This is a genomic window from Streptomyces pinistramenti, assembly GCF_020564935.1.
Taxonomy (GTDB): domain Bacteria; phylum Actinomycetota; class Actinomycetes; order Streptomycetales; family Streptomycetaceae; genus Streptomyces; species Streptomyces pinistramenti.
In genome coordinates this window covers 25519-47985 of the sequence record NZ_JAJCXB010000032.1, presented here as the reverse complement: position 1 = coordinate 47985, position 22467 = coordinate 25519, and the positions used below count along the sequence as shown (strand labels likewise).

At 72.6% G+C, this 22467-nt stretch carries 20 protein-coding genes; 17 read left to right on the top strand and 3 right to left on the bottom strand.

Annotated elements, in window-relative coordinates:
• Window positions 1-179 precede the first annotated feature (179 nt).
• The 10 genes from pyrG (at window position 180) to LIU39_RS21350 (ending at window position 12456) form a co-directional block, all read left to right on the top strand.
• Window positions 180-1850, top strand: coding sequence for a CTP synthase (pyrG, locus tag LIU39_RS21395; RefSeq protein ID WP_227048427.1), 1671 nt, complete (start codon window positions 180-182; stop codon window positions 1848-1850).
• Window positions 1851-1943: 93 nt separating this feature from the next.
• Window positions 1944-2570 (top strand): NUDIX domain-containing protein, encoded by a 627-nt coding sequence (locus LIU39_RS21390; protein WP_227048426.1) that lies wholly within the window; start codon window positions 1944-1946, stop codon window positions 2568-2570.
• 173 nt (window positions 2571-2743) lie between these two features.
• Window positions 2744-4927 carry a tetratricopeptide repeat protein gene (locus tag LIU39_RS21385; protein WP_227048425.1) on the top strand — a complete coding sequence of 728 codons (2184 nt, stop codon included), beginning with the start codon at window positions 2744-2746 and terminating at the stop codon, window positions 4925-4927.
• Between the two features lie 165 nt (window positions 4928-5092).
• Window positions 5093-6208: an alanine dehydrogenase gene (ald, locus tag LIU39_RS21380; RefSeq protein WP_227048454.1), complete on the top strand. Its 1116-nt coding sequence runs from the start codon at window positions 5093-5095 to the stop codon at window positions 6206-6208.
• A 487-nt stretch (window positions 6209-6695) separates the two neighbouring features.
• Complete coding sequence (locus tag LIU39_RS21375; protein ID WP_227048424.1) at window positions 6696-7712, top strand: ParA family protein; 1017 nt, start codon at window positions 6696-6698, stop codon at window positions 7710-7712.
• Window positions 7697-8305 (top strand): hypothetical protein, encoded by a 609-nt coding sequence (locus tag LIU39_RS21370; RefSeq protein ID WP_227048423.1) that lies wholly within the window; start codon window positions 7697-7699, stop codon window positions 8303-8305. The genes LIU39_RS21375 and LIU39_RS21370 overlap by 16 nt, the downstream gene beginning before the upstream one ends.
• A gap of 208 nt (window positions 8306-8513) precedes the next feature.
• Window positions 8514-9506 carry a segregation and condensation protein A gene (locus LIU39_RS21365; protein ID WP_227048422.1) on the top strand — a complete coding sequence of 331 codons (993 nt, stop codon included), beginning with the start codon at window positions 8514-8516 and terminating at the stop codon, window positions 9504-9506.
• On the top strand, window positions 9503-10183 hold the full coding sequence (gene scpB, locus LIU39_RS21360) for an SMC-Scp complex subunit ScpB (protein ID WP_372463987.1): 681 nt from the start codon (window positions 9503-9505) through the stop codon (window positions 10181-10183). The genes LIU39_RS21365 and scpB overlap by 4 nt, the downstream gene beginning before the upstream one ends.
• The gene (locus LIU39_RS21355; RefSeq protein ID WP_227048421.1) at window positions 10183-11361 is read left to right on the top strand and encodes a pseudouridine synthase; all 1179 of its coding nucleotides are present in this window, start codon (window positions 10183-10185) and stop codon (window positions 11359-11361) included. Before scpB ends, LIU39_RS21355 begins: the two co-directional genes overlap by 1 nt.
• A 90-nt stretch (window positions 11362-11451) precedes the next feature.
• Window positions 11452-12456 (top strand): ADP-ribosylglycohydrolase family protein, encoded by a 1005-nt coding sequence (locus LIU39_RS21350; protein ID WP_227048420.1) that lies wholly within the window; start codon window positions 11452-11454, stop codon window positions 12454-12456.
• A gap of 30 nt (window positions 12457-12486) precedes the next feature.
• Here LIU39_RS21350 and LIU39_RS21345 read toward each other — a convergent pair whose 3' ends face one another.
• Window positions 12487-13191, bottom strand: coding sequence for a nucleotidyltransferase domain-containing protein (locus LIU39_RS21345; protein WP_227048419.1), 705 nt, complete (start codon window positions 13189-13191; stop codon window positions 12487-12489).
• Between the two features lie 166 nt (window positions 13192-13357).
• Here LIU39_RS21345 and aroH point away from each other — a divergent pair, with 166 nt between their 5' ends.
• From aroH to der, 5 genes are all read left to right on the top strand, one after another.
• A complete protein-coding gene (gene aroH / locus LIU39_RS21340; RefSeq protein ID WP_227048418.1) occupies window positions 13358-13720 on the top strand; it encodes a chorismate mutase in 363 nt (120 codons plus the stop codon).
• A complete protein-coding gene (locus LIU39_RS21335; protein WP_227048417.1) occupies window positions 13717-14802 on the top strand; it encodes a prephenate dehydrogenase in 1086 nt (361 codons plus the stop codon). The genes aroH and LIU39_RS21335 overlap by 4 nt, the downstream gene beginning before the upstream one ends.
• Before the next feature lie 86 nt (window positions 14803-14888).
• Entirely contained in the window at window positions 14889-15623 is a 735-nt protein-coding gene (gene cmk, locus LIU39_RS21330) for a (d)CMP kinase (RefSeq protein WP_227048416.1), read from the top strand.
• 107 nt (window positions 15624-15730) lie between these two features.
• Complete coding sequence (locus LIU39_RS21325; RefSeq protein WP_227048452.1) at window positions 15731-16318, top strand: lysophospholipid acyltransferase family protein; 588 nt, start codon at window positions 15731-15733, stop codon at window positions 16316-16318.
• A gap of 93 nt (window positions 16319-16411) precedes the next feature.
• On the top strand, window positions 16412-17875 hold the full coding sequence (gene der, locus LIU39_RS21320; RefSeq protein ID WP_227048415.1) for a ribosome biogenesis GTPase Der: 1464 nt from the start codon (window positions 16412-16414) through the stop codon (window positions 17873-17875).
• An 81-nt stretch (window positions 17876-17956) separates the two neighbouring features.
• Here der and LIU39_RS21315 read toward each other — a convergent pair whose 3' ends face one another.
• Together LIU39_RS21315 and LIU39_RS21310 are read right to left on the bottom strand one after the other, a co-directional pair.
• Window positions 17957-18238 (bottom strand): hypothetical protein, encoded by a 282-nt coding sequence (locus LIU39_RS21315; RefSeq protein WP_227048414.1) that lies wholly within the window; start codon window positions 18236-18238, stop codon window positions 17957-17959.
• A gap of 169 nt (window positions 18239-18407) precedes the next feature.
• Complete coding sequence (locus tag LIU39_RS21310; protein WP_227048413.1) at window positions 18408-19205, bottom strand: DUF8842 C-terminal domain-containing protein; 798 nt, start codon at window positions 19203-19205, stop codon at window positions 18408-18410.
• Between the two features lie 755 nt (window positions 19206-19960).
• Here LIU39_RS21310 and LIU39_RS21305 point away from each other — a divergent pair.
• Entirely contained in the window at window positions 19961-21220 is a 1260-nt protein-coding gene (locus LIU39_RS21305; RefSeq protein ID WP_227048412.1) for a glycosyltransferase family 4 protein, read from the top strand.
• Window positions 21217-22155 (top strand): hypothetical protein, encoded by a 939-nt coding sequence (locus LIU39_RS21300; protein WP_227048411.1) that lies wholly within the window; start codon window positions 21217-21219, stop codon window positions 22153-22155. Before LIU39_RS21305 ends, LIU39_RS21300 begins: the two co-directional genes overlap by 4 nt.
• The last annotated feature ends 312 nt before the right edge of the window (window positions 22156-22467 follow it).

Genomic DNA, 22467 nt, shown 5'->3' with positions numbered 1-22467 from the left:
CCGGGAGCGACCATGCCAGGTCGCTGATAGCCTGGTACCCCGTGGACCGGTGGGCCCCACAAATGTCACGGCAGATGTCACGGCACCCCCGAGCCGCAGCGAAGGCACCCCTCGAACCTCCGGGGTCGGCGCCGCATCGCACCTCTCCACCTCGCGACCACGGGAGCTCCCTCTTGGCCATGCCGCCCAAATCCACGACGACCAAGCACCTCTTCGTCACCGGGGGCGTCGCCTCCTCGCTCGGTAAGGGGCTGACCGCCTCCAGCCTGGGCGCGCTCCTCAAGGCGCGCGGCCTGCGGGTCACGATGCAGAAGCTCGACCCGTACCTGAACGTCGACCCGGGAACGATGAACCCGTTCCAGCACGGCGAGGTCTTCGTCACCAACGACGGCGCCGAAACCGACCTGGACATCGGCCACTACGAGCGGTTCCTCGACGTCGACCTCGACGGCTCTGCGAACGTGACCACAGGCCAGGTCTACAACACCGTGATCGCCAAGGAGCGCCGCGGCGAGTACCTCGGTGACACCGTGCAGGTCATCCCGCACATCACCAACGAGATCAAGCACCGCATCCGGCGGATGGCGACCGACGATGTCGACGTCGTCATCACCGAGGTCGGCGGCACGGTCGGCGACATCGAGTCGCTGCCGTTCCTGGAGACGGTCCGCCAGGTCCGCCACGAGGTCGGCCGCGACAACGTCTTCGTCGTGCACATCTCGCTGCTCCCGTACATCGGCCCGTCCGGTGAGCTGAAGACCAAGCCGACCCAGCACTCCGTCGCGGCGCTGCGCAACATCGGCATCCAGCCCGACGCGATCGTGCTGCGTGCCGACCGCGAGGTGCCCACCGCCATCAAGCGGAAGATCTCGCTGATGTGCGACGTCGACGAGGCCGCGGTCATCGCGTGCCCGGACGCGCCGTCCATCTACGACATCCCCAAGGTCGTGCACGCCGAGGGCCTGGACGCCTACGTCGTCCGCAAGCTGGACCTGCCCTTCCGTGACGTCGACTGGACCCAGTGGGCGGACCTGCTGGAGCGCGTCCACAACCCCGACCACGAGGTCAAGGTCGCGCTGGTCGGCAAGTACATCGACCTGCCCGACGCCTACCTCTCGGTCACCGAGGCGCTGCGCGCCGGCGGTTTCGCGAACAAGACCCGCGTGAAGCTGAAGTGGGTCACGTCCGACGACTGCAAGACCCCGGCCGGGGCCGCCGAGCAGCTCGCGGACTGCGACGCCGTGTGCATCCCCGGCGGTTTCGGCGACCGCGGTGTGGACGGCAAGGTCGGCGCGATCACCTACGCACGCGAGCACAAGCTGCCGCTGCTCGGCCTGTGCCTGGGCCTGCAGTGCGTGGTCATCGAGGCCGCCCGCAACCTCGCGGGCATCGACGGCGCCAACTCCACCGAGTTCGACCCGGCCGCCGCCCACCCGGTCATCTCCACGATGGCCGAGCAGAAGGACATCGTCGCGGGCGAGGGCGACATGGGCGGCACCATGCGCCTGGGCATGTACCCCGCCAAGCTCGCCGAGGGCTCGATCGTCCGCGAGACCTACGACAACCAGCCGTACGTCGAGGAACGCCACCGCCACCGCTACGAGGTCAACAACGCCTACCGCGGCGAACTGGAGAAGAAGGCCGGCCTGGTCTTCTCCGGCACCTCACCGGACAACACCCTCGTCGAGTACGTCGAGTACGCGCGCGAGGTGCACCCGTACCTGGTCGCCACCCAGGCGCACCCCGAACTCCGCTCCCGCCCCACCCGCCCCCACCCGCTCTTCGCCGGACTGGTGAAGGCGGCCGTGCAGCGGCAGCAGGCGGCGCGGAAGACGGGCGCCGTGAAGTAGCGCGGAGCACGACGGATACGGTTGCCGGGGCAGGGATCTTTCGAGGTCCGTGCCCCGGTTTCTGCGTTGGTAAAGGCTCACACAGGAGGACGCATGGCGATCAAGGACACCCCCGAGGAGTGGACGGTCACCGCGACCACGACGCCCTTCACCGGGAACAAGACCAGCGTGCGCACCGACGAGGTCGTCATGCCGGACGGCTCCACCGTCAAGCGGGACTACCAGGTCCACCCCGGCTCCGTCGCGGTCCTCGCGCTCGACGGCGAGGGCCGGGTGCTGGTGCTGCGCCAGTACCGTCACCCGGTACGCCAGAAGCTGTGGGAGATCCCCGCCGGCCTGCTGGACGTCCCCGGCGAGAACCCGCTGCACGCCGCGCAGCGCGAGCTGTACGAAGAGGCGCACGTCAAGGCGGGCGACTGGCGGGTGCTGACCGACGTCTACACCACACCGGGCGGCTGCGACGAGGCGGTGCGGATCTTCCTCGCGCGCGACCTGTCGGAGGCCGAGGGCGAACGCTTCGAGGTGTCCGAGGAAGAGGCCGACATGGAGCTGGCGCGGGTGCCGCAGGACGAGCTGGTGCGCGGCGTGCTGGCCGGCGAGCTGCACAACAACTGCCTGGTCGTCGGAGTCCTGGCGCTCACCGCGGCGCAGGGCGGCACGGGCCTGGAGGCCCTGCGCCCGGCCGACGCGCCCTGGCCGGCCCGCCCCTTCGCCGCCTGAGCCGCCGCCGCACCGGCCGCCGCCCCGTTCCGGTCGGATGATCGGCTGATCCGATCGAGTGACCCAACCGCCCTGCTCCGCACGGCGCATGACGGGTCGTGAACTACGCTCGGCAGCGTTCCCGTCCGCGACCGCGGCGGGCTCGTATGCGCAGGTGGACGGGAGAGTGACCCGTGACGGATCAGGCGGTGGGCGGAGGGCACCTCCCGCCGGGGGCGGCGGGGCGGCCCGCCACGGCGGCGGACGCCCGGCAGGTGCCGGACGGCCGCAGAGACGGCACGGCGGCCGGCCGCCCCGGCCGTTCCGCCGCCACCGCACCGCCCGCCACCGTCGTCCCCACGAGGACCGTCCCGCCGCCGTTCGCCGGCCGCACCCGCGAACTGAAAGCGCTGCGTGCCGACATCGCCCGCGCGGGGCTCGACACCCTCTCCGGACGCAAGGGCGCCCGCAGCCGCGTCCTGCTGATCGCCGGCCGCCCCGGATCGGGCCGCACCCGGCTCGCCGCGGAACTGCTGCGCCACCTCGCCGACGAGTACCCCGACGGCGTGCTGCGGGCCGGGCTGACCGGGCCGGGCGGCGCTCCGGTGCCCACCGGCCGGGTCGCCCGTGGACTGCTCACCACGCTCGGCGCCTCCGCCCCGCCGGGAGCCTGTGACGACGAGCTGACCGAGGCGCTGCGTACGGCGCTCGCCACCCGGCGCGCCGTGCTGTTCCTGGACGACGCCCCGGGCGCCGAACAGGTCGAACCGCTGCTCCCGGATGCGCCCCGCTGCCTGGTCCTGGTGGTCTCCCAGGGGCCGCTCACCGGCATCCCCGACGTCCGGCCGTGCACGCTCGGCGGCCTGGAGAGCGCGGCGGCCGTCGCGATCCTCGGTGGGTTCGCCGGGCCGACCCGTATCGCCGTCGACCCGCGGACGGCCGAAGCGGTCGCCGAGGAGTGCGGCGGCCAGCCCGCGGCCCTGGTCCTGGCGGGCGGCTGGCTCGCCGCCCGCCCCAAGTCGTCCGTATCCGACCTGCGCAAGGCGCTCCGGGCCGTCCCGATCCCGGCGGACCTGCCCTCCGGTGACCACCCGCTGCACCGCGCCTTCCATCTCGCCTACGAGGCGCTCGCGCCGTCCACCGCCCGGATACTGCGGCTGCTCACCCTGGCGCCGGCCGGCCTGGTGGACGCGCACACCGCCTCCGCGCTGGCCGGCTGCTCGGTCGCGGCCGCCGCCAGGACCTTGCAGGACGTCGCCGCGCTGGGCCTGCTGCACCCGGTGCCGGGCGAGCCCACGGGCACGGGGGAGCGGAGTGCGGCCGAGGGCGTGGCCGAGGCAGCGCTGCACCCGCAGTACCGGCTTCCCGGATGCCTGGCCCCCGCGACCTTCGCGCTGCTCCAGGAAGAGGAGCGTCCTGCCGAGATCCAGCTGGCCCGCGCGCGGATGCTGGAGCGGACCGTCCGGCTGCTCCAGTCCTGCCGGGCGATGGGGGAGCCTGCGGGCTCCGCGGCCCGGCACCGTACGGCGGGACTGCCGAAGTCGCTGCGCTTCCCCTCACGGCAGGCCGCGGCCGACTGGCTGCGCAGCCGCCGCGCGGCCCTGCTGGACGCGGCGCGGATCGCCGTGGCCGACGGTGAACTGGACACGCTGGACCGGCGGTTGATGGCCGCGCTGGTCCGCACGCTGATGATGCACGAGGGCGCGCAGGCGGCCGCGCCTGCCCTCTACTCCCTGCACACGCTGGTCCTGGAGGTCGCCGAACGCCGCGGCCTGGGACGGGAGAAGGCCGCGGCGCTGCTCAACCTCGCCGACCTGGACGGTCAGTCGGGCCGCACGCAGGACGCGCTCGCCCGGTACCGCGGCGCGCTGGAGGCCGCCCGTGCGGTGAAGGACCCGGTGGCCACCGGGCGCGCGCTGGAATCGCTGGGCGGTACGTACTCCGAGCTGGGCGACTGGCAGCGGGCGGCCGACTGGTACGGGCGGGCGCTGGAGCTGCGGTTGAGCCGCGGCGAGAGCGCCGACGCGGCGCGGCTGCACGGCCGGATCGGCGGTACGCACACCTATGCGGGGCGCTGGGGCGAGGCGCTGAAGGAGTGGCGGGCGGCGGCCGGGACGTACCGCAGGCTCGGGGACGTGTCGGGTCAGGCGCGGGCGTCGGGGGAGGTGGCGCGGGTGCAGGAGTACGCGGGACGGCCCGAGGAGGCGCTGCGGACCTGCCTCGATGCCCTGCACGCCGCCCGCAGCGCGGGCGACGGACGCCTGGAGGCGGCGCTCCAGCTGCGGATTGCGGACACCCTCGACCGGCTCGGCGATCCGGCGGCGGCACGGCTGCACCGGGCCGTCGGCGAACAGCTCACTCAAGACCACCCTGAGTGACCTACGAAATCGGTGGTGTTACCGGAAACGATTAATGCTTTGCAAGGCTAGACAACGAGAGATCCTTCAATAAACTGGATGAGCCGCGTTCGGCGCGGTCAGCTCCGTCATGTGTCACATGAGGGATGAATCCCTGCAAGCACTCATTCAAGGACCGTGATCGACGTGAAGGTCGGCATCCCCCGCGAGGTCAAGAACAACGAGTTCCGGGTGGCGATCACGCCCGCCGGTGTGCATGAACTCGTCCGCCACGGCCACCAGGTCTTCGTCGAGCAGGACGCCGGCCTCGGCTCCTCCATCACCAACGAGGAGTACGTCTCCGCCGGCGCGGAGATCCTCGGCACGGCCGACGAGGTCTGGGCCACCGCCGACCTGCTCCTGAAGGTCAAGGAGCCGATCGCGGAGGAGTACCACCGTCTGCGCAAGGACCAGACCCTCTTCACGTACCTGCACCTGGCGGCCTCCCGCGAGTGCACGGACGCGCTGCTGGAGTCCGGTACCACCGCCATTGCCTACGAGACCGTCGAGACGGCCGGCCGCCAGCTGCCGCTGCTCGCCCCGATGTCCGAGGTCGCGGGCCGGATCGCCCCGCAGGTCGGCGCGTACCACCTGATGCGCCAGGCCGGCGGCCGCGGCGTGCTGCCCGGTGGCGTTCCCGGTGTCGCGGCGGGCAAGGCCGTCATCATCGGCGGCGGTGTCTCCGGCTGGAACGCCCTGCAGATCGCCGTGGGCCTCGGCTTCCACGTCACCCTGCTCGACAAGGACATCAACAAGCTCCGCGAGGCCGACAAGATCTTCGGCACCAAGGTGCAGACGATCGTCTCCAACGCCTTCGAGCTGGAGAAGGCCGTCATCGAGGCCGACCTCGTCGTCGGCGCGGTCCTGATCCCCGGGGCCAAGGCACCCAAGCTCGTCACCAACGAGCTGGTCGCCAAGATGAAGCCCGGAAGTGTCCTTGTCGACATCGCGATCGACCAGGGCGGCTGCTTCGAGGACTCGCACCCCACCACGCACGCCGAGCCGACCTTCCCGGTCCACAACTCGGTCTTCTACTGCGTCGCCAACATGCCCGGCGCGGTGCCCAACACCTCCACCCACGCGCTGACCAACGCGACGCTGCCCTACATCGTCTCGCTGGCCGACAACGGCTGGGTCGAGGCGCTGCGCCGTGACCCGGCGCTGGCCAAGGGCCTCAACACGCACGACGGCAAGGTCGTCTACCGCGAGGTCGCCGAGGCGCACGGTCTGGAGTCCGTGGAGCTGCGCACGCTCCTGGGCTGAGCGTCAACGACGCGTGTCAACGCAGCACATCCGGCCGGGCCTTGTCGACAGGGCCCGGCCGGTCGCTTGTGCGACACGCCGGAGGAGTGGTGCCGGCGCACCGGCGCTCAACTCGCGTTGAACGTAACCCTTTAACCGATTCGCACACCCCCGAAACCTCGTGTGCACACCGCTTGCACCCTTGACATCGGGGGGTTCGATAGCCGACACATCGTGCCGGGTCCGGTGGATTGTGTTGCTGCGGACGCCCGACACGCCATAGAGTCGCCAACCGTCGGCATGGTGTCACGCTGACCTATCGATAAGTTTCCTGGTCACATCCAAGGAGGTAAGACGACTTGTGAATGAGTCGACATTTACTCCCGGAGGTGCTCAGCCAGGAGCGGTTGCACGGGGCCAAGCCCCCTCGGGGCACGAGGCTGTCGGCTCCGTAGCGGTCCCCGCCTTCGCAGCCCGCCAGAGCACGACCACGACAGCCCACCAGAGCATGGACGGCCATCACGTGAACGCCATGGCCGGCGACCGGGGCAGTGGAGAACCCGCCCGTCTCGCCGACTACGACGACCTGCCCAAGGGGCATTTCTACGATCCGGACGCGGAGTACGAGCCGGACCCCGAGTACGCGGCGACGCTCGCTCCGGACGCTGCCCGCCAGCGCCGCGAGCGGGTCGGCCCGACCGGGCGTCCGCTGCCGTACTTCCCGATTCCGGGACCGTTGTCGGAGCACGGCCCAGCCAAGATCATCGCGATGTGCAACCAGAAGGGCGGGGTCGGCAAGACCACCTCGACCATCAACCTGGGGGCCGCACTCGCCGAGTACGGCCGCCGGGTGCTGCTCGTCGACTTCGACCCGCAGGGCGCCCTGTCGGTCGGCCTCGGCGTCAACCCGATGGAGCTGGACCTGACGGTCTACAACCTGCTCATGGAGCGGGGCATGTCGGCCGACGAGGTGCTGCTCAAGACCGCGGTCCCCAACATGGACCTGCTGCCCAGCAATATCGATTTGTCTGCGGCAGAGGTGCAGTTGGTCAGTGAGGTCGCGCGCGAGTCGACATTGCAGCGGGCGCTCAAGCCGCTGCTCGCCGACTACGACTACATCGTCATCGACTGCCAGCCCTCGCTGGGTCTGCTCACGGTCAACGCCCTGACGGCGGCTCACAAGGTCATCGTGCCGCTGGAGTGCGAGTTCTTCGCGCTGCGTGGTGTCGCGCTGCTCACCGAGACGATCGAGAAGGTCCAGGAGCGGCTCAACCCCGAGCTGGAACTGGACGGCATCCTGGCGACGATGTACGACTCCCGCACCGTGCACAGCCGTGAGGTCCTGGCGCGCGTCGTGGAAGCCTTCGACGAGCACGTCTACCACACCGTCATCGGCCGTACGGTCCGCTTCCCCGAGACCACCGTCGCGGGCGAGCCGATCACCACGTACGCGTCCAACTCCGTGGGTGCCGCCGCCTATCGCCAGCTTGCCAGGGAGGTGCTCGCCCGGTGTCACGCCGAGTGAGTCTGCCGGGAGCCGACGAACTGTTCCGTACCACCGGGGGCATGGGCCTGCAGTCCTCCTCGCCCCGCCGCCCGGCGAACGGCTCCACCGCGGGCGGCGACAGCCCCCGCGTGCCGTCCCCGGCCGGCGAGGCCGACCCGGTGGCGGAAGCGCCCCCGGCGGGACCACGGGGCGGCACGGACGCGGCTGACGGGGGAGCGGACACGGCGCGCACGGCGGCTCCGGCCGAGCACAACGGACGCGAGACGGGCCAGGAAGGCCCGCAGGGCCACCGCAGGCAGGAAGGCCAGGCGGCAGGGCAGGACGCGGCCGCCGCGGCTGTGCAGGCCGGCGGGCAGGGCCGCAGGCGCGGGGGTGGCCGCGGCGCCAACCGGCGCCCCAGCGGCCGGGAACGGCACGACGAGAAGATCACCGTCTATGTCTCCGCCGAGGAGCTCATGGACCTCGAACACGCCCGCCTGGTGCTGCGCGGCGAGCACGGCCTCGCCGTCGACCGCGGCCGGATCGTCCGCGAGGCGGTCGCCGTCGTCCTCGCCGACCTGGAATCGCGCGGCGACGCCAGCATCCTGGTGCGGCGGCTGCGGGGGCGCTAGGCGCCCGTACGCCGGTGACGTCGGTCACCACAGGGGCCGCGTGCCGGCGGCCCGGAACGCCGGAGAAGCGCGGCCGATGCCCGTCGGGGCCCGGCCGCGCGGCGCGTTCCAGGGGGCCGGGTCCGACGGGATAGCCTCCTTTTCCCGGGCCTGACGCCCTCACCAGCCCGCTGCCCCAGGCGCGGGAACCGCAGCACCATGGACCACGATGCCGACGCCCCACCACGACACCCCTTCCCCGCGCGCCCCGCGCCGTCCACTCGGCCGGCGGCCGGACGCCGAGCAGGCCGGGGAGCCGCCGTCGGCCCCCGGGGACACGGCAGGTGAGTCCGGTGTCCCCGAGGCTCCGGCACCGGCCGGTGACGGCAGGTTCACCGTCCGGCTGGACAACTTCGAGGGCCCCTTCGACCTGCTCCTCCAGCTGATCTCGAAGCACAAGCTGGACGTCACGGAGGTCGCGCTCTCCCAGGTGACGGACGAGTTCATGGCGCACATCCGGGCCATGGGGGCGGACTGGGATCTCGACCAGACCACCGAGTTCCTGGTCGTCGCCGCGACGCTGCTGGATCTGAAGGCCGCCCGGCTGCTGCCCGTCGCCAAGGTGGAGGACGAGGCCGATCTGGCGCTCCTCGAAGCCCGCGACCTGCTGTTCGCGCGGCTGCTCCAGTACCGCGCCTACAAGCGGATCGCGGACATCTTCAGCGGCCGGCTGGCCGACGAGGCCCGCAGGTACCCGCGGACCGTCGGCCTGGAACCGGAGCACGCCGAGCTGCTGCCCGAGGTCGCCCTCAGCATCGGCCCCGAGGGTTTCGCGAAGCTGGCGGTCAAGGCGATGCAGCCGAAGGCCAGGCCGCAGGTCTACGTCGACCACATCCACGCGCCGCTGGTGAGCGTGCGTGAGCAGGCCGATGTGGTGATGGCGCTGCTGCGGGAGGCGGGCGAGCGCAGCTTCCAGGAACTGGTCGCCGGGGCGCCCGACACCCTCACCGTCGTGGCGCGTTTCCTGGCCCTGCTGGAGCTCTACCGGGAGCGGGTGGTGGCGCTGGACCAGGAGGAGGCCCTGGGGGCGCTCACGGTCCGGTGGACGGGCGCGGCGGACGCCGTCCCGGTGGTGACGGACGAGTTCGACAGGGAACCGGGGCAGCAGGAGCGGCCCGGGGATGCGGAGTCCGACGATGCGGAAGAGGTGGCACGGGCGTGAGCGGGGCCGACGGGGCGTATGACATCGAGGGGAGCGCGGGTGGGGGGCGGCCCGCGGCGCCGGCCGGGGCGCTGGGCGTCGCCGAGCTGGAGCTGAAGCCCGCGCTGGAGGCCGTCCTGATGGTCGTCGACGAGCCGGCGACCGAGGAACACCTGGCCAGGGTGTTGCAGCGGCCGCGCCGCGCGGTGGCGCTCGCGCTGCGTGAGCTGGCCGCCGACTACGCGCGCCAGGGCCGCGGATTCGACCTGCGGCCGGTGGCCGGCGGCTGGCGTTTCTACTCCCGTGCCGCCTACGCGGAAGCGGTCGAGAGCTTCGTCCTGGACGGCCAGACCGCACGGCTCACGCAGGCCGCATTGGAGACTCTGGCCGTGGTCGCGTACCGTCAGCCGGTCAGCCGTTCCCGGGTTTCGGCCGTTCGCGGGGTGAACTGTGACGGCGTGATGCGCACACTCCTCCAGCGCGGACTCGTGGAGGAGGCGGGGACGGAACCTGAAACAGGTGCGATCCTGTACAGGACGACGAATTACTTTCTGGAGCGGATGGGCCTGCGCGGCCTGGAAGAGCTCCCGCAGCTCGCACCGTTCCTCCCGGAGGCGGACGCGGTCGAGGGCGACTCCCCGGAAGGTATCCCGTCGTTCGACGTAGACGACAGCGGCGACTCTCAGACGGATCATTGATGCGAAGCAGCGGCAGGAACAGCGGAAACCGGAACAACGGGAGCGCGGGCGCCGGCGGCGACCGCCGGCGTTCGGGTACGGGGGGCCGCGACGACCAGCAGAAGCGCGCGGGACGTCCCCGTCCCGAGGAGCGCCGCTACGACGTGGGCGGATCCGGTGGGCAGGGCGGCTCAGCCGGCCGTGGCGACGAGCGCAGGGGCGCCCCGAAGAGCGGCGACGACCGCAAGGGCGGTGCCCCGAAGAGCGGCGGCAGCCGGGGCGCTGCGGCCCGTGGCGGCGCCAAGGGCGGTCCGCGTACGGGTGCCGCCTCCAAGGGGGCACGTCCCGGTGCCAAGGGCGGGCCGCAGCGCGGCCAGGCGCCTTCGCGGCCCCGCGAGCTGGACGCCAAGATCGAGGAGCGCAACCGCGCCCGCCACAACAAGCCGCAGGTCAAGACCCCCAAGACCTTCGGTGAGGAGGAGGGCGAGCGGCTCCAGAAGGTGCTCGCCAGGGCCGGCATGGGCTCGCGGCGGGCCTGCGAGGAGCTGATCGACCAGGCGCGCGTCGAGGTCAACGGCGAGATCGTCATGGAGCAGGGCGTCCGCGTCGATCCGCAGAAGGACGAGATCAAGGTCGACGGCCTGACGGTCGCCACCCAGTCGTACCTCTTCTTCGCGCTGAACAAGCCGGCCGGCGTCGTCTCCACCATGGAGGACCCGGACGGCCGGCAGTGCCTGGGCGACTACGTCACCAACCGTGAGACGCGGCTCTTCCACGTCGGCCGGCTGGACACCGAGACCGAGGGCATCATCCTGCTCACCAACCACGGCGAGCTGGCCCACCGTCTGACCCACCCGCGCTACGGCGTCAAGAAGACCTACCTCGCCGCGATCCAGGGCCCGCTCCCGCGTGACCTGGGCAAGCAGCTCAAGGACGGCATCCAGCTGGAGGACGGCTACGCCCGCGCCGACCACTTCCGGGTGGTGGAGAACACCGGCAAGAACTATCTCGTCGAGGTGACCCTCCACGAGGGCCGGAAGCACATCGTCCGCCGGATGCTCGCGGAGGCCGGATTCCCGGTCGAGCGGCTGGTCCGTACGAGCTTCGGGCCGATCCCGCTGGGCGACCAGAAGTCCGGCTGGCTGCGCCGGATGACCAACACCGAGGTCGGCATGCTGATGCGCGAGGTCGAGCTGTAAGCGGCTGACCCCCTGATCCCGGCCGCCGGCGGCTTGCCGGGGAAGATCACCACCCCTTATTGTCATTGTGACGATTAAGGGGTGGTTTTCATGGGGACCGCAGCAACCGGCGCGCTGATCGGGCTCGCTCTCGGGGACGCACTCGGCTATCCCACCGAGTTCGACGACGTCCCGTCGATCCTGGCGCGGTACGGGCCCTGGCGGCGGCTGACGCTGCCCGAGCCCGCGCAGGTCAGCGACGACACCCAGATGACGCTGGCCCTGGGCCGCGGGCTGCGCACCGCCATGGCACGCGGCCCGCTCACCCCGCAGAGCCTGGAGCGCCCGCTCCGCGAGGAGTACGTCGCCTGGTGGCGTTCACCGGACAACAACCGTGCGCCGGGCACCACCTGCCTCACCGCCTGCCAGGTGCTGAGCGCGACGGAACGGCCTTGGGCGGAGGCCAGCAGGATGGGATCCAAGGGCTGTGGCGCCAACATGCGGGTCGCGCCGATCGGCCTGGCACCCGGACTGAGCCCCCAGCAGCGGGCCGGTGCGGCACAGTTGCAGTCCGCGCTGACCCACGGCCACCCGACGGCGCTCGCCGCCAGTGAGCTGACTGCGTACGCCGTGCAGGTCCTGGCCGCCGGTGCCCGGCCCGCCGAGCTGACCGGGCTGCTGCGCGATCACGCGCGCGACCGGCGCACCGGCTACCAGGAGGACTGGCTCGGCGACCTGTGGCGGCGCGCCCAGGACCCGTCCCCCGCGGCGTTCGCCGCCCGCGGCTGGGACGAGTGCATCGGCGTGCTCGACCGGCTGGACGCGGCCTTGCGGGCGCCGGACGCGGAGGCCGATCCCTGCCTGGCCACCGGCGCGGGCTGGATCGCCGAGGAGGCGCTCGCCACCGGCCTGCTGTGCTTCCTGCTCTTCCCGGACGAGCCGCTCACCGCGCTCCGCCGGGCCGCCTGCACCTCCGGCGACTCCGACTCGATCGCCTGCCTCACCGGGGCGTTCGCGGGCGCGTGCCTGGGGGCCGGGGCCTGGCCCGACGAGTGGGCCGACCGCATCGAGTACCGCGACGACCTGCTGGCGCTGGGCGCGGCCTGGGACGGGTGAGGCTCACGTGACGGGGCCGCAGGGCCCCGCTCACCCGGTACCAGGAAGTGACGCCCGCCGGGCTCTGACGAGGAAGTCCTCCACCCGGGCCCGGTCCGGCTCGTCGGGGAGCGGGGAGCCGGACACCGCCGCCGCGGCCTCATCGGTCAGCGCCGCCATCCGCCGTGTCACCTCGTCCCAGGACAGCTCGCCGCGCCGGACCGCGAGCAGCTGTGCGCGGGCCTGCCCCACGTCCGTCGTCAGGGCGCCGTTGCGCAGGACGTCACGGCAGCAGGCCAGGGCCCGCAGCAGATGCATGGCGTGCTTCCAGCGCGGCGCGCCCTCCCGGCGGACGTCCGCCCGCAGCTTCGTGAACTGCGAGGCGGCGAACCCGGCGAAGGTGCGGTGGAGCTGCCGGGACAGGAAGGCGCCGCGCAGGTCCAGCAGCTCGCGTCCGGTGGCGTCGATCCGTTCCACCAGCGGCGAGTGGAGACACTCCAGAACGTTCGGATCGGAGCGCAGCCCCAGCGCGCAGAACCGCTCCAGCTCCCAGGAGAACTCCTCCTCGCGCGGGCCCGACACGTGCGACGGCGGCTTCTCGAAGCGCCAGAACAGCTCGGCGGGCGCGAGATACACCCCGCGCCGGTCGGTGTCGCTGCCCTCGACGGCCAGTCCGAAGGCGCGCGAGCCCATCACGCAGGAGTAGACGGTGTGCCCGGCGACAAGGGCGTGACCTGCGGCATCGGAAGGTGGCATGGCGCCGAGTGTGGCCGCAGGGCGGGGCGGCTGTCACCCGGAATTCCGGGCGGTGGGCGGTCGTGCGTCCCGGTGGGCGGCTGCCGGGCACGGCTGTCGGTGGGGCTGGATACGCTTGATCGGCGTGCAGAGGTGCGCGGGCAGGTCAGACGCAGGGAGCAGGGACGTGAGCGTACGAGCGGTCCGCGGGGCCGTCCAGCTGGACCGGGACGATTCCGGGCACATGCACGAGCGGGTCACCGAGCTGCTCACCGCCGTCCTGGAGCGCAACAGCCTGCTCCCGGACGACCTGATCAGCGTCTGGTTCACCGCCACCCCCGATCTGCACAGCGACTTCCCGGCCGCCGCCGCCCGCCGTCTGGGAATCACGGACGTGCCGTTGATATGTGCCCAGGAGATGGATGTTCCCGGGGCCATGGAGCGCGTGGTGCGGGTGCTCGCCCATGTCGAGACCGGGCTGCCCAAGGCCCGGATCTCCCATGTGTACCTCGGCGCCACCGCCGCGCTGCGAAAGGACATCGCCCAGTGAGAAGCGCACTCGTCATCGGAACGGGCCTGATCGGCACCTCGGCCGCGCTCGCCCTGCACGCCCGCGGGGTGCAGGTCTTCCTGGAGGACCACGACCCCGACCAGGCGCGTACGGCCGCGGCCCTCGGCGCCGGCATCGCCGAACCGCCCCCGGGCCCGGTCGACCTGGTGATCGTCGCCGTCCCGCCCGCCCATGTGGCGGCCGCGCTGGCGGACGCGATACGGCGGGGTGCGGCCCGCGCCTACCTCGACGTCGCCAGCGTCAAGGGCGGCCCGCGCCGCCAGCTGGAGGCGCTGGGCTGCGACCTGTCCTGCTACCTCGGTACGCACCCGATGGCGGGCAAGGAGCGCTCCGGGCCGCTCGCGGCCACCGCCGACCTCTTCGAGGGCCGGCCCTGGGTGCTGACCCCGGGCAAGGACGGCGACACCGAGGTGCTCAACCTCGCGCTGGAACTGGTCGCGCTGTGCCGCGCGGTCCCGGTCGTGATGGACGCGGACGCGCACGACCGCGCCGTCGCCCTCGTCTCGCACACCCCGCAGCTGGTCTCCAGCCTCGTCGCCGCCCGCCTGGAGGGCGCCGACGAGACCGCCGTACGGCTGTGCGGCCAGGGCGTCAGGGATGTGACGCGGATCGCGGCGTCCGATCCCGGCATGTGGATCGACATCCTGTCCGCGAATCCGGGCCCGGTCGCCGAGGTGCTGTCCGAGGTGGCGGCCGACCTGGACGAGACGGTGCGCGCGCTGCGTGCCCTGGAGGCCGCCGACGAGGAGAAGCGGGCCGACGGCGCCGGCGGCATCGAGGACGTCCTGCGGCGCGGCAACGCCGGGCGGGAGCGGGTGCCGGGCAAGCACGGCGCGGCCCCCGCCGTGTACGAGAACGTCGCCGTCCACATCGGTGACCAGCCGGGCGAGCTGGCCCGGATCTTCGCCGACGCCGGCCGCGCCGGGGTCAACATCGAGGACGTCCGCATCGAGCACGCCACCGGCCAGCAGGCCGGATTCATCCAGCTGATGGTCGAGCCCGCCGCGGTGCCGGTACTGACCGCGGAGCTGCGCGAGCGGGGCTGGTCCATCCGGCAGTGACACCGTGGACCACGGGGCGCGGGGGAGCCAGTAACCTTGAGCGAGGCCCGTTCGGCCCAGGACCCCCGCCCCGTGTAACCAGAAAGGTGTTCGTCACCGTGGAAACCGCCGCCCGGACCGCCCCGGCTGCAGTGATTGTCGCCATCGACGGCCCCGCTGGCACGGGCAAGTCCAGCACGTCCAAGGCCGTCGCGGCCAAGCTCGGCCTCGGCTACCTGGACACCGGCGCCCAGTACCGCGCGATCACCTGGTGGATGCTCTCCAACGGCATCGACGTCGACGACGCGGTGGCCGTCGCCGATGCCAGCGCCAAGCCCGTGATCGCCTCCGGTACGGACCCGGCCGCCCCGACCATCTCGGTCGACGGCCTGGACGCGGCGGGCCCGATCCGCACCCAGGAGGTCACCGCCGCGGTCAGCGCGGTCAGCGCCGTCCCCGAGGTGCGCACCCGGATCACCGACCTCCAGCGTTCCATCGCCGCAGAGGCCCCGAACGGCATCGTCGTGGAGGGCCGCGACATCGGCATCACGGTGCTGCCCGACGCCGACCTCAAGGTGTTCCTGACCGCGTCCGCCGAGGCGCGGGCGGCCCGCCGCAGTGGCGAGCTGAAGGGCAAGGAAGCCTCCGACCTGGCGGCCACCCGCGAGGCCCTGATCAAGCGGGACACCGCCGACTCCTCCCGCAAGACCTCGCCGCTGGCCAAGGCCGACGACGCCGTCGAGGTGGACACCACGGAGCTGACGCTGGAGCAGGTCATCGAATGCGTGGTCACCCTCATCGAGGGCGCGGGCGCCGAAAAGGCGGGGCGGGTCGCGCGGTGACCGGCAGCGGCAGGGCGCCCGAAGCAGGCGCGGCCCGCCGTCCGCAGCGCAGCCAGGCGCCGAGCCCGGCGGGTGCCGCGGTCGGCCGGCGGATCGGCATCGGCCTGATGTACGGGCTGTGGAAGCCGCGGGTGCTGGGCGCCTGGCGGGTACCGTCCGCGGGCCCGGTGATCCTCGCGGTCAATCACGCGCACGGCATCGACGGCCCGATGCTGATGGGCACCGCACCCCGGCCGGTGCACTTCCTGATCAAGAAGGAAGCGTTCGTCGGCCCGCTGGACCCGTTCCTGCGCGGGATCGGACAGCTGAAGGTCGACCGCACCACCACCGACCGCAAGGCGATCACCGACGCGCTCGGGGTGCTGGAAGAGGGCGGTGCCCTGGGCATCTTCCCCGAGGGCACCCGGGGCGAAGGCGATTTCGCCTCGCTGCGGGCCGGCCTCGCATACTTCGCCGTGCGCTCCGGCGCGCCGGTCGTCCCGGTGGCGGTGCTCGGCAGTACGGAACGCAGCAGCCGGCTCATCCCGGCGATACCGCCCCTGCGCGGCCGGATCGATGTCGTCTTCGGTGACGCCTTCGATGCGGGCGACGGATCGGGGCGGCGCACCCGCAAGGCGCTGGACGAGGCGACCGTGCGGATCCAGGAGCGGCTCACCGGCCACCTGGAAGCGGCCAGGCGCCTGACCGGGCGCTGACCGACACTTGAGTAGTGGGCCGCGCCGAGCGGCCCACCGATGACGAAGCCACGCGGCGGACGCCGCACATGAGCAGGACGAGGAACGGACTTCATGAACGACCAGACCCACACCGGCGACGAGCACGGTGCGCTTGGCGACGCCGAGTACGCGGAGTTCATGGAGCTTGCCGCGGAGGAGGGCTTCGACCCCGAGGAGGTCGGGGGCGACATCGCTGCGGCCGGACACGGCCCGCTGCCCGTACTCGCCGTCGTCGGCCGTCCCAACGTCGGCAAGTCGACACTGGTGAACCGCATCATCGGCCGCCGCGAGGCGGTCGTCGAGGACAAGCCGGGTGTCACCCGCGACCGCGTCACCTACGAGGCCGACTGGAACGGCCGCCGCTTCAAGGTCGTCGACACCGGCGGCTGGGAGCAGGACGTCCTCGGCATCGACGCGTCCGTCGCCATGCAGGCGGAGTTCGCCATCGAGGCCGCCGACGCCGTGATCTTCGTCGTCGACTCCAAGGTCGGCGGGACCGACACCGACGAAGCCGTCGTCAAGCTGCTGCGCCGGTCGGGCAAGCCCGTCGTCCTGGTCGCCAACAAGGTCGACGGCGCCTCCGGCGAGGCCGACGCCGCGATGCTCTGGTCGCTGGGCCTGGGCGAGCCGTACCCGGTCTCCGCGCTGCACGGCCGGGGCACGGGCGACATGCTCGACGCCGCCCTGGACGCGCTGCCCGAGGCGCCCGCGCAGACCTTCGGCAGCGCGCTCGGCGGCCCCCGCCGCATCGCGCTGATCGGCCGGCCGAACGTCGGCAAGTCGTCGCTGCTGAACAAGGTCGCAGGCGAGGAGCGGGTGGTCGTCAACGAGATCGCCGGCACCACCCGCGACCCGGTCGACGAGCTGATCGAACTGGGCGGCACGACCTGGAAGTTCGTGGACACCGCCGGCATCCGCCGCCGCGTCCACCTCCAGGAGGGCGCCGACTACTACGCCTCGCTGCGCACCGCCGCCGCCGTCGAGAAGGCCGAGGTCGCCGTCGTCCTCATCGACGCCAGCGAATCCATCAGCGTGCAGGACCAGCGGATCATCACCATGGCGGTGGAGGCCGGGCGCGCCCTGGTCATCGCCTACAACAAGTGGGACACCCTCGACGAGGAGCGCCGCTTCTACCTGGAGCGGGAGATCGAGCGGGACCTCGTGCAGATCCCGTGGGCGATGCGGGTGAACGTCTCGGCGCGCACCGGCCGCCACATGGAGAAGCTGGTCCCGGCGATCGAGACCGCGCTGGCCGGCTGGGAGACCCGGATCCCCACCGGGCGGCTGAACGCCTTCCTCGGCGAGATCGTGGCCGCCCACCCGCACCCGATCCGGGGCGGCAAGCAGCCGCGCATCCTCTTCGGTACGCAGGCGGGCACCAAGCCGCCGCGGTTCGTGCTCTTCGCCTCCGGCTTCCTGGAGGCCGGCTACCGCCGCTTCGTCGAGCGCCGGCTGCGCGAGGAGTTCAGCTTCGACGGGACGCCGATCCACATCTCCGTCCGGGTGCGCGAGAAGCGCGGCCAGAAGAAGAAGTAGCGGCACGACGAACCGGCCGGGGATCTCCCCGGCCGGTTCGTCGTGGTCCGGTCGTCCCGCGCCGTGGCCGGAACGGCCTGATCATCGCCCGTGCGGCCTGGCGTCGCGCCGTCCCGGCGGCAGCGCGGGGAGCGCGGCGCGCGGCGTGTACGGCTGGCGGGCGACGACTTCCCAGTTGCCCGGCGATGCCGTGGTGCGGCTCCAATTCCTGTTGCCGTGCAGCATGTCGGGACCGTCCCCCTCGCCCGACCGGTCGCCGGGCAGCGCGCGGAAGGCCCGGCGGTACTCGGCGTAGAGCGCGTCGTAGATCGGGGTGGGCGAGACGCCGGTGCCGTGCGTCCCGGGGTCCTGCGACGGACGCATTCCGGGAATCTGGTGTGGGTAAGGGGCGCGGGAGGAGGGGTCATATGCGTGCACGTCTGCACCAACGACCCCGATGACCGGGGGATGCGGCTTTGGTCCGGAAATGGCTGATTGCGAGGTGTTACCGCGCGTAGTGGCGGGAACACCCCGCGATCGGGGGCCGGTTGGATCAGGTGCCGGCCAGCGGCATCATGCCGGCGACCAACTCGCCCCGGGCGGCGGCCTTCTCCAGCGCCTGCCGCATCAGGTCCTCCCGCGGCTGGTGCCCGATGGCTCCGGACGGCGCGGCGTACATCAGCACCGACTGCGCCTTGGTGGCGGCGGCGCGCCAGCCGTCCGACACGGCCAGCGGCTGGTGCGCCTGCCACCAGGCCGCCTGGCTGCCGGTGTTGCCGGGCTGCAGCACGGCATGGAGCTTGCCCATCGCCAGCAGGGCGGACCAGCCCGGGTTGGGGACGGGCAGTACGGCCACATCCGTCACGGGGTGGAAGCCCTGTTCCAGGAGGAGCGGCAGGAAGTCGTCGTCCAGGCTGATCGATCCCGGGCGGGCGATAGGGCCGCTGGGCTCGACGACCAGCGCCGCCCGCAGATCGCCCTCGACCAGCACGAGCCCGCAGGTGATCCCGAGGGTCGCCTGGCGCTCGCTGGTGGGGATGGGGGTGGCGGGCGGCCCGGCCTGTCCCGGGGCGCCCTCTCCGGTGATGGAGCGAACGGCTCCCTTGAGCTGCTCCTCCGATACGGAGACGACCTGCGAAGGAATGCACGTCGCGTGCGCGAAGGCGAGCACCGCGGTCTCCTCGCCCACGAACAGGACGGTGCTGGTGCGCTCCTGCTCGCTGTCGCCGGGCGTACGGCAGGAGGTGCAGTCATAGTGGCCGGGGGCGTTGCCACCGGCCAGCAGGCGGTCGGCTTCTTCATCACCGATCTCGGCGCGAACGTCGTCGCTGACGTCGAGCATGCGCGGCACGGGTGGCTCCTCGATCTCTGAGTGGCTGCCGGGGGGTCTCCCGGCTCGTACAAGGACAACGGGTGATCTGCGGCCGGAGTCACGCGCGGACCGGAACGGAATCGAACCGATCACCGCACACGGGAAAGGTGTGCCGAAACCGCTCACGGAGCGCCAACTTCTGCGCACAACCCGCCGGTGGCGCCGCGGCCGCTCCACCGAGCGGGCGGGTACGGCCTGTTCACAGGGGTGGCGGGCCGTCGCGAGGGCTGCCGCTGCTCAACGTGGCCGGCTCTGTCCTGCCGTACTCAAGTTCCGTTGCTCCGCAGGGTGTTCACCGTGCTCGCCGTCGCGCTGCTGCTGTGCCTGCCGACGCCCCCGCGGCGCCCGCCCGCCGGCCTCTCCGGGGAGCCACGCTCCGTTCCCCTGCGCCGACGTCCGGTGGCCCTGGGGCTGCATCGCCGAGCGCGTCACCCGCCGCGGTGAAGCGGGAGCGCGCCGGTCACCCCGCGCGCCGGAGCGCCCACCGGCCCTGATGCCGGAAGAGCACAGGTGCCCCGCGCCCCTGAGGTTCCCCCACATCGCTACCAATGGCCTAACTTTTTCGGAACAACTTGGCACAAGTCCTCAACCCGGAACCTCGGTTCATGGTCCAACCGTTCAGCTGACAGATGCGCGGCACCGTCAGGAGGGGCGGGCGCGGGCCACGGACGCCGTGTCCCAGAGGGCCGCCGGAGAGCCAGGGACGACCGGGAGACCAGGGGATACGGGGACGGATGCACATCTCATTCCTGATTCACAACGCCTACGGCATCGGGGGAACGATCCGTACGACGTTCAATCTCGCGCGCACGCTGTCCGAGCGGCACGACGTGGAGATCGTCTCCGTGCTGCGCCACCGTGACACCCCGGTCTTCGACCTCGCTCCCCGGGTGCGGCTGCGGCATCTCGTGGACCTTCGGGAGGACAGCCCCACGTACGACGGCGCCGACCCCGCCTACCGCCGTGCGGCGAAGGTCTTCCCGGCGGCCGAGGGGCGCTTCGGGCAGTACCGCGAGCTGACCGACCGGCGGATCGCCCAGCATCTGCGCCGCATCGAGGCGGACGTGGTGGTCGGCACCCGCCCCGGGCTCAACGTGCACATCGCCAAGCAGACCCGGCGCGGCGTGCTGCGGATCGGCCAGGAGCACCTCACCCTCGACACCCACAGCCGGGCGCTCAAGCTGGCACTGCGCGGCGCCTACCCCCGGCTGGACGCGGTCACCACCGTCACCGAGGCCGACGCTGCCGCCTACCGCCGTCGGCTGCGGCTGCCCGGCGTCCGCATCGAGGCCGTGCCCAACAGCGTGCCCGCGCCCGCCCTCGCGCCCGCCGACGGCAGCGGCAAGTGGGTCGTCGCGGCCGGCCGGCTGGCCCGGGTCAAGCGCTACGACATCCTCGTCCGCGCCTTCGCCGAGGTCGTCGCCCAACGCCCCGACTGGCGGCTGCGGATCTACGGCGGCGGCGTCGAGAAGGCCGCCCTGCGCGCGCTGATCGATGAACTCGGCCTGTACAACCACGTGTTCCTGATGGGCCCGGCCAGCCCGCTGGAGCCCGAGTGGGCCAAGGGCTCCATCGCCGCCGTCTCCTCCAGCCTGGAGTCCTTCGGGATGACGATCGTGGAGGCGATGCGCTGCGGCCTGCCGGTGGTCGCCACCGACTGCCCGCACGGTCCGGGCGAGATCATCGACGACGGGGTGGACGGCCGGCTGGTCCCGGTCGGCGACCCCACGGCGATGGCCGGCGCGCTGCTGGGACTGATCAACGACGACGCGGCACGGCGTCGGATGGGACGCGCCGCGCTCACCGCCGCCGCCCGCTTCGACCCCGCCCGTGTCGCCGCGCGCTACGAAGCGCTCTTCGGCGACCTGCTCGCGCAGCAGCGCGGCAACCGTCTGCGCGGTGCCCTGCACCGCACCCGAGGAGCACTGTTGAGCGGCGCATCCGCCACCAAGGACGCGGCCGTGGCCGCGGTGAGAGGGGTGCGGACGGCATGAACACCCCGACGCAAGCGCCCGCGGCCGGATCCGACGACGCGGCGGCCGACGCCCACGGCGCGGCCCGCACCACCGAGGAGACCGCGGACGACCTGAAGGCCGACTGCATCGCGGACTCCGCGGGCGGTCTCACCTTCGACCTGAACGCTCCCCAGGGCGCGCACACCACCTGGAGCGCGGCGCTGGTGCTCCGGCGGCGCGGCGACGCGGCGGACGAGGAGGTGCGGCTGCCGCTCGGGCCGAACGGCGCGGGCCGGCTGCGCGCCGTGCTCCCCAGCACCGTCGCGCTCGACGAGGGCCGCTGGAACGTCTACGCCGACCTCGGGGACGGCCGCGCGCCGCGCCGGCTGCTGCCCGGCGTCAACGACCTGCGGTCGCTGGTGGACCGCCGTCCCCTGGCGGGCATCGGCCGGCTCGGCGTCCGGATCCCGTACGCCACCAAGCTCGGCAACATGGTGCTGCGCAGCTGGCTGCGCGGCCCGCATGCGGAGGCCGGCGACCTCCTGGTGCAGCCGGACGGCATGACGGTCTCCGGGCGTCTCTACGGCGCCGCGCCGGGGCCCGGCGCGCAGGCCGAGGCCCGTGCCCGCCACGCCCCGGAGGACGGCGGCCCGCGCGCCACCGTGACGGTCCCGCTGACGGTGGAGGGCGCCGCCTTCTCCTTCACGCTGCCGTACGCGGAGCCGGCCGGACACTGGCGGCGCGGCACCGAGCCGTGGGACCTCTGGCTGCGTCCCGCCGAGGGCGCGCGGCCGGTCCGTATCGCCCGCCTGCTGGACGACGTCCACGACAAGAAGCAGGTGTTCACCTACCCCGCGATGCCGGTTTCCGCCGCGGCCGGAGAGGTGCGGGTCGGCCCGTACTACACCCTCGACAACGACCTGGCGCTGCGGGTCGCGGGCCCGGCCGGGGCCGACGGGGGAGCGGGGGCCTGACCGGCGACCCGGCGGCCCGGACGGGGCGTCCTTATCGCACCGTCCCTTGCGCCGCGAATCACCCCGCACCGGTTCGTCCGGGCGGGGTGTTCCCGTGTGTGCCCGCTCTGCGGGAGTGGTATGGGTGCGGCGCGAGGCCGGGCGGGGGCGGGCTTCCGGCGGGGCGCCGGGCGGCGCTCCGGCGCGATCGGCGGGGTGATGTGCGGAAAATGTGTGTGGAATGTGTCTCATCGGCGCCATGTGGAGCGGCCGATAAAGCCCTACGGACAGCGGGAATCCGCCATCCCCCGGCGGGTGAATTCCTGCCTCGCG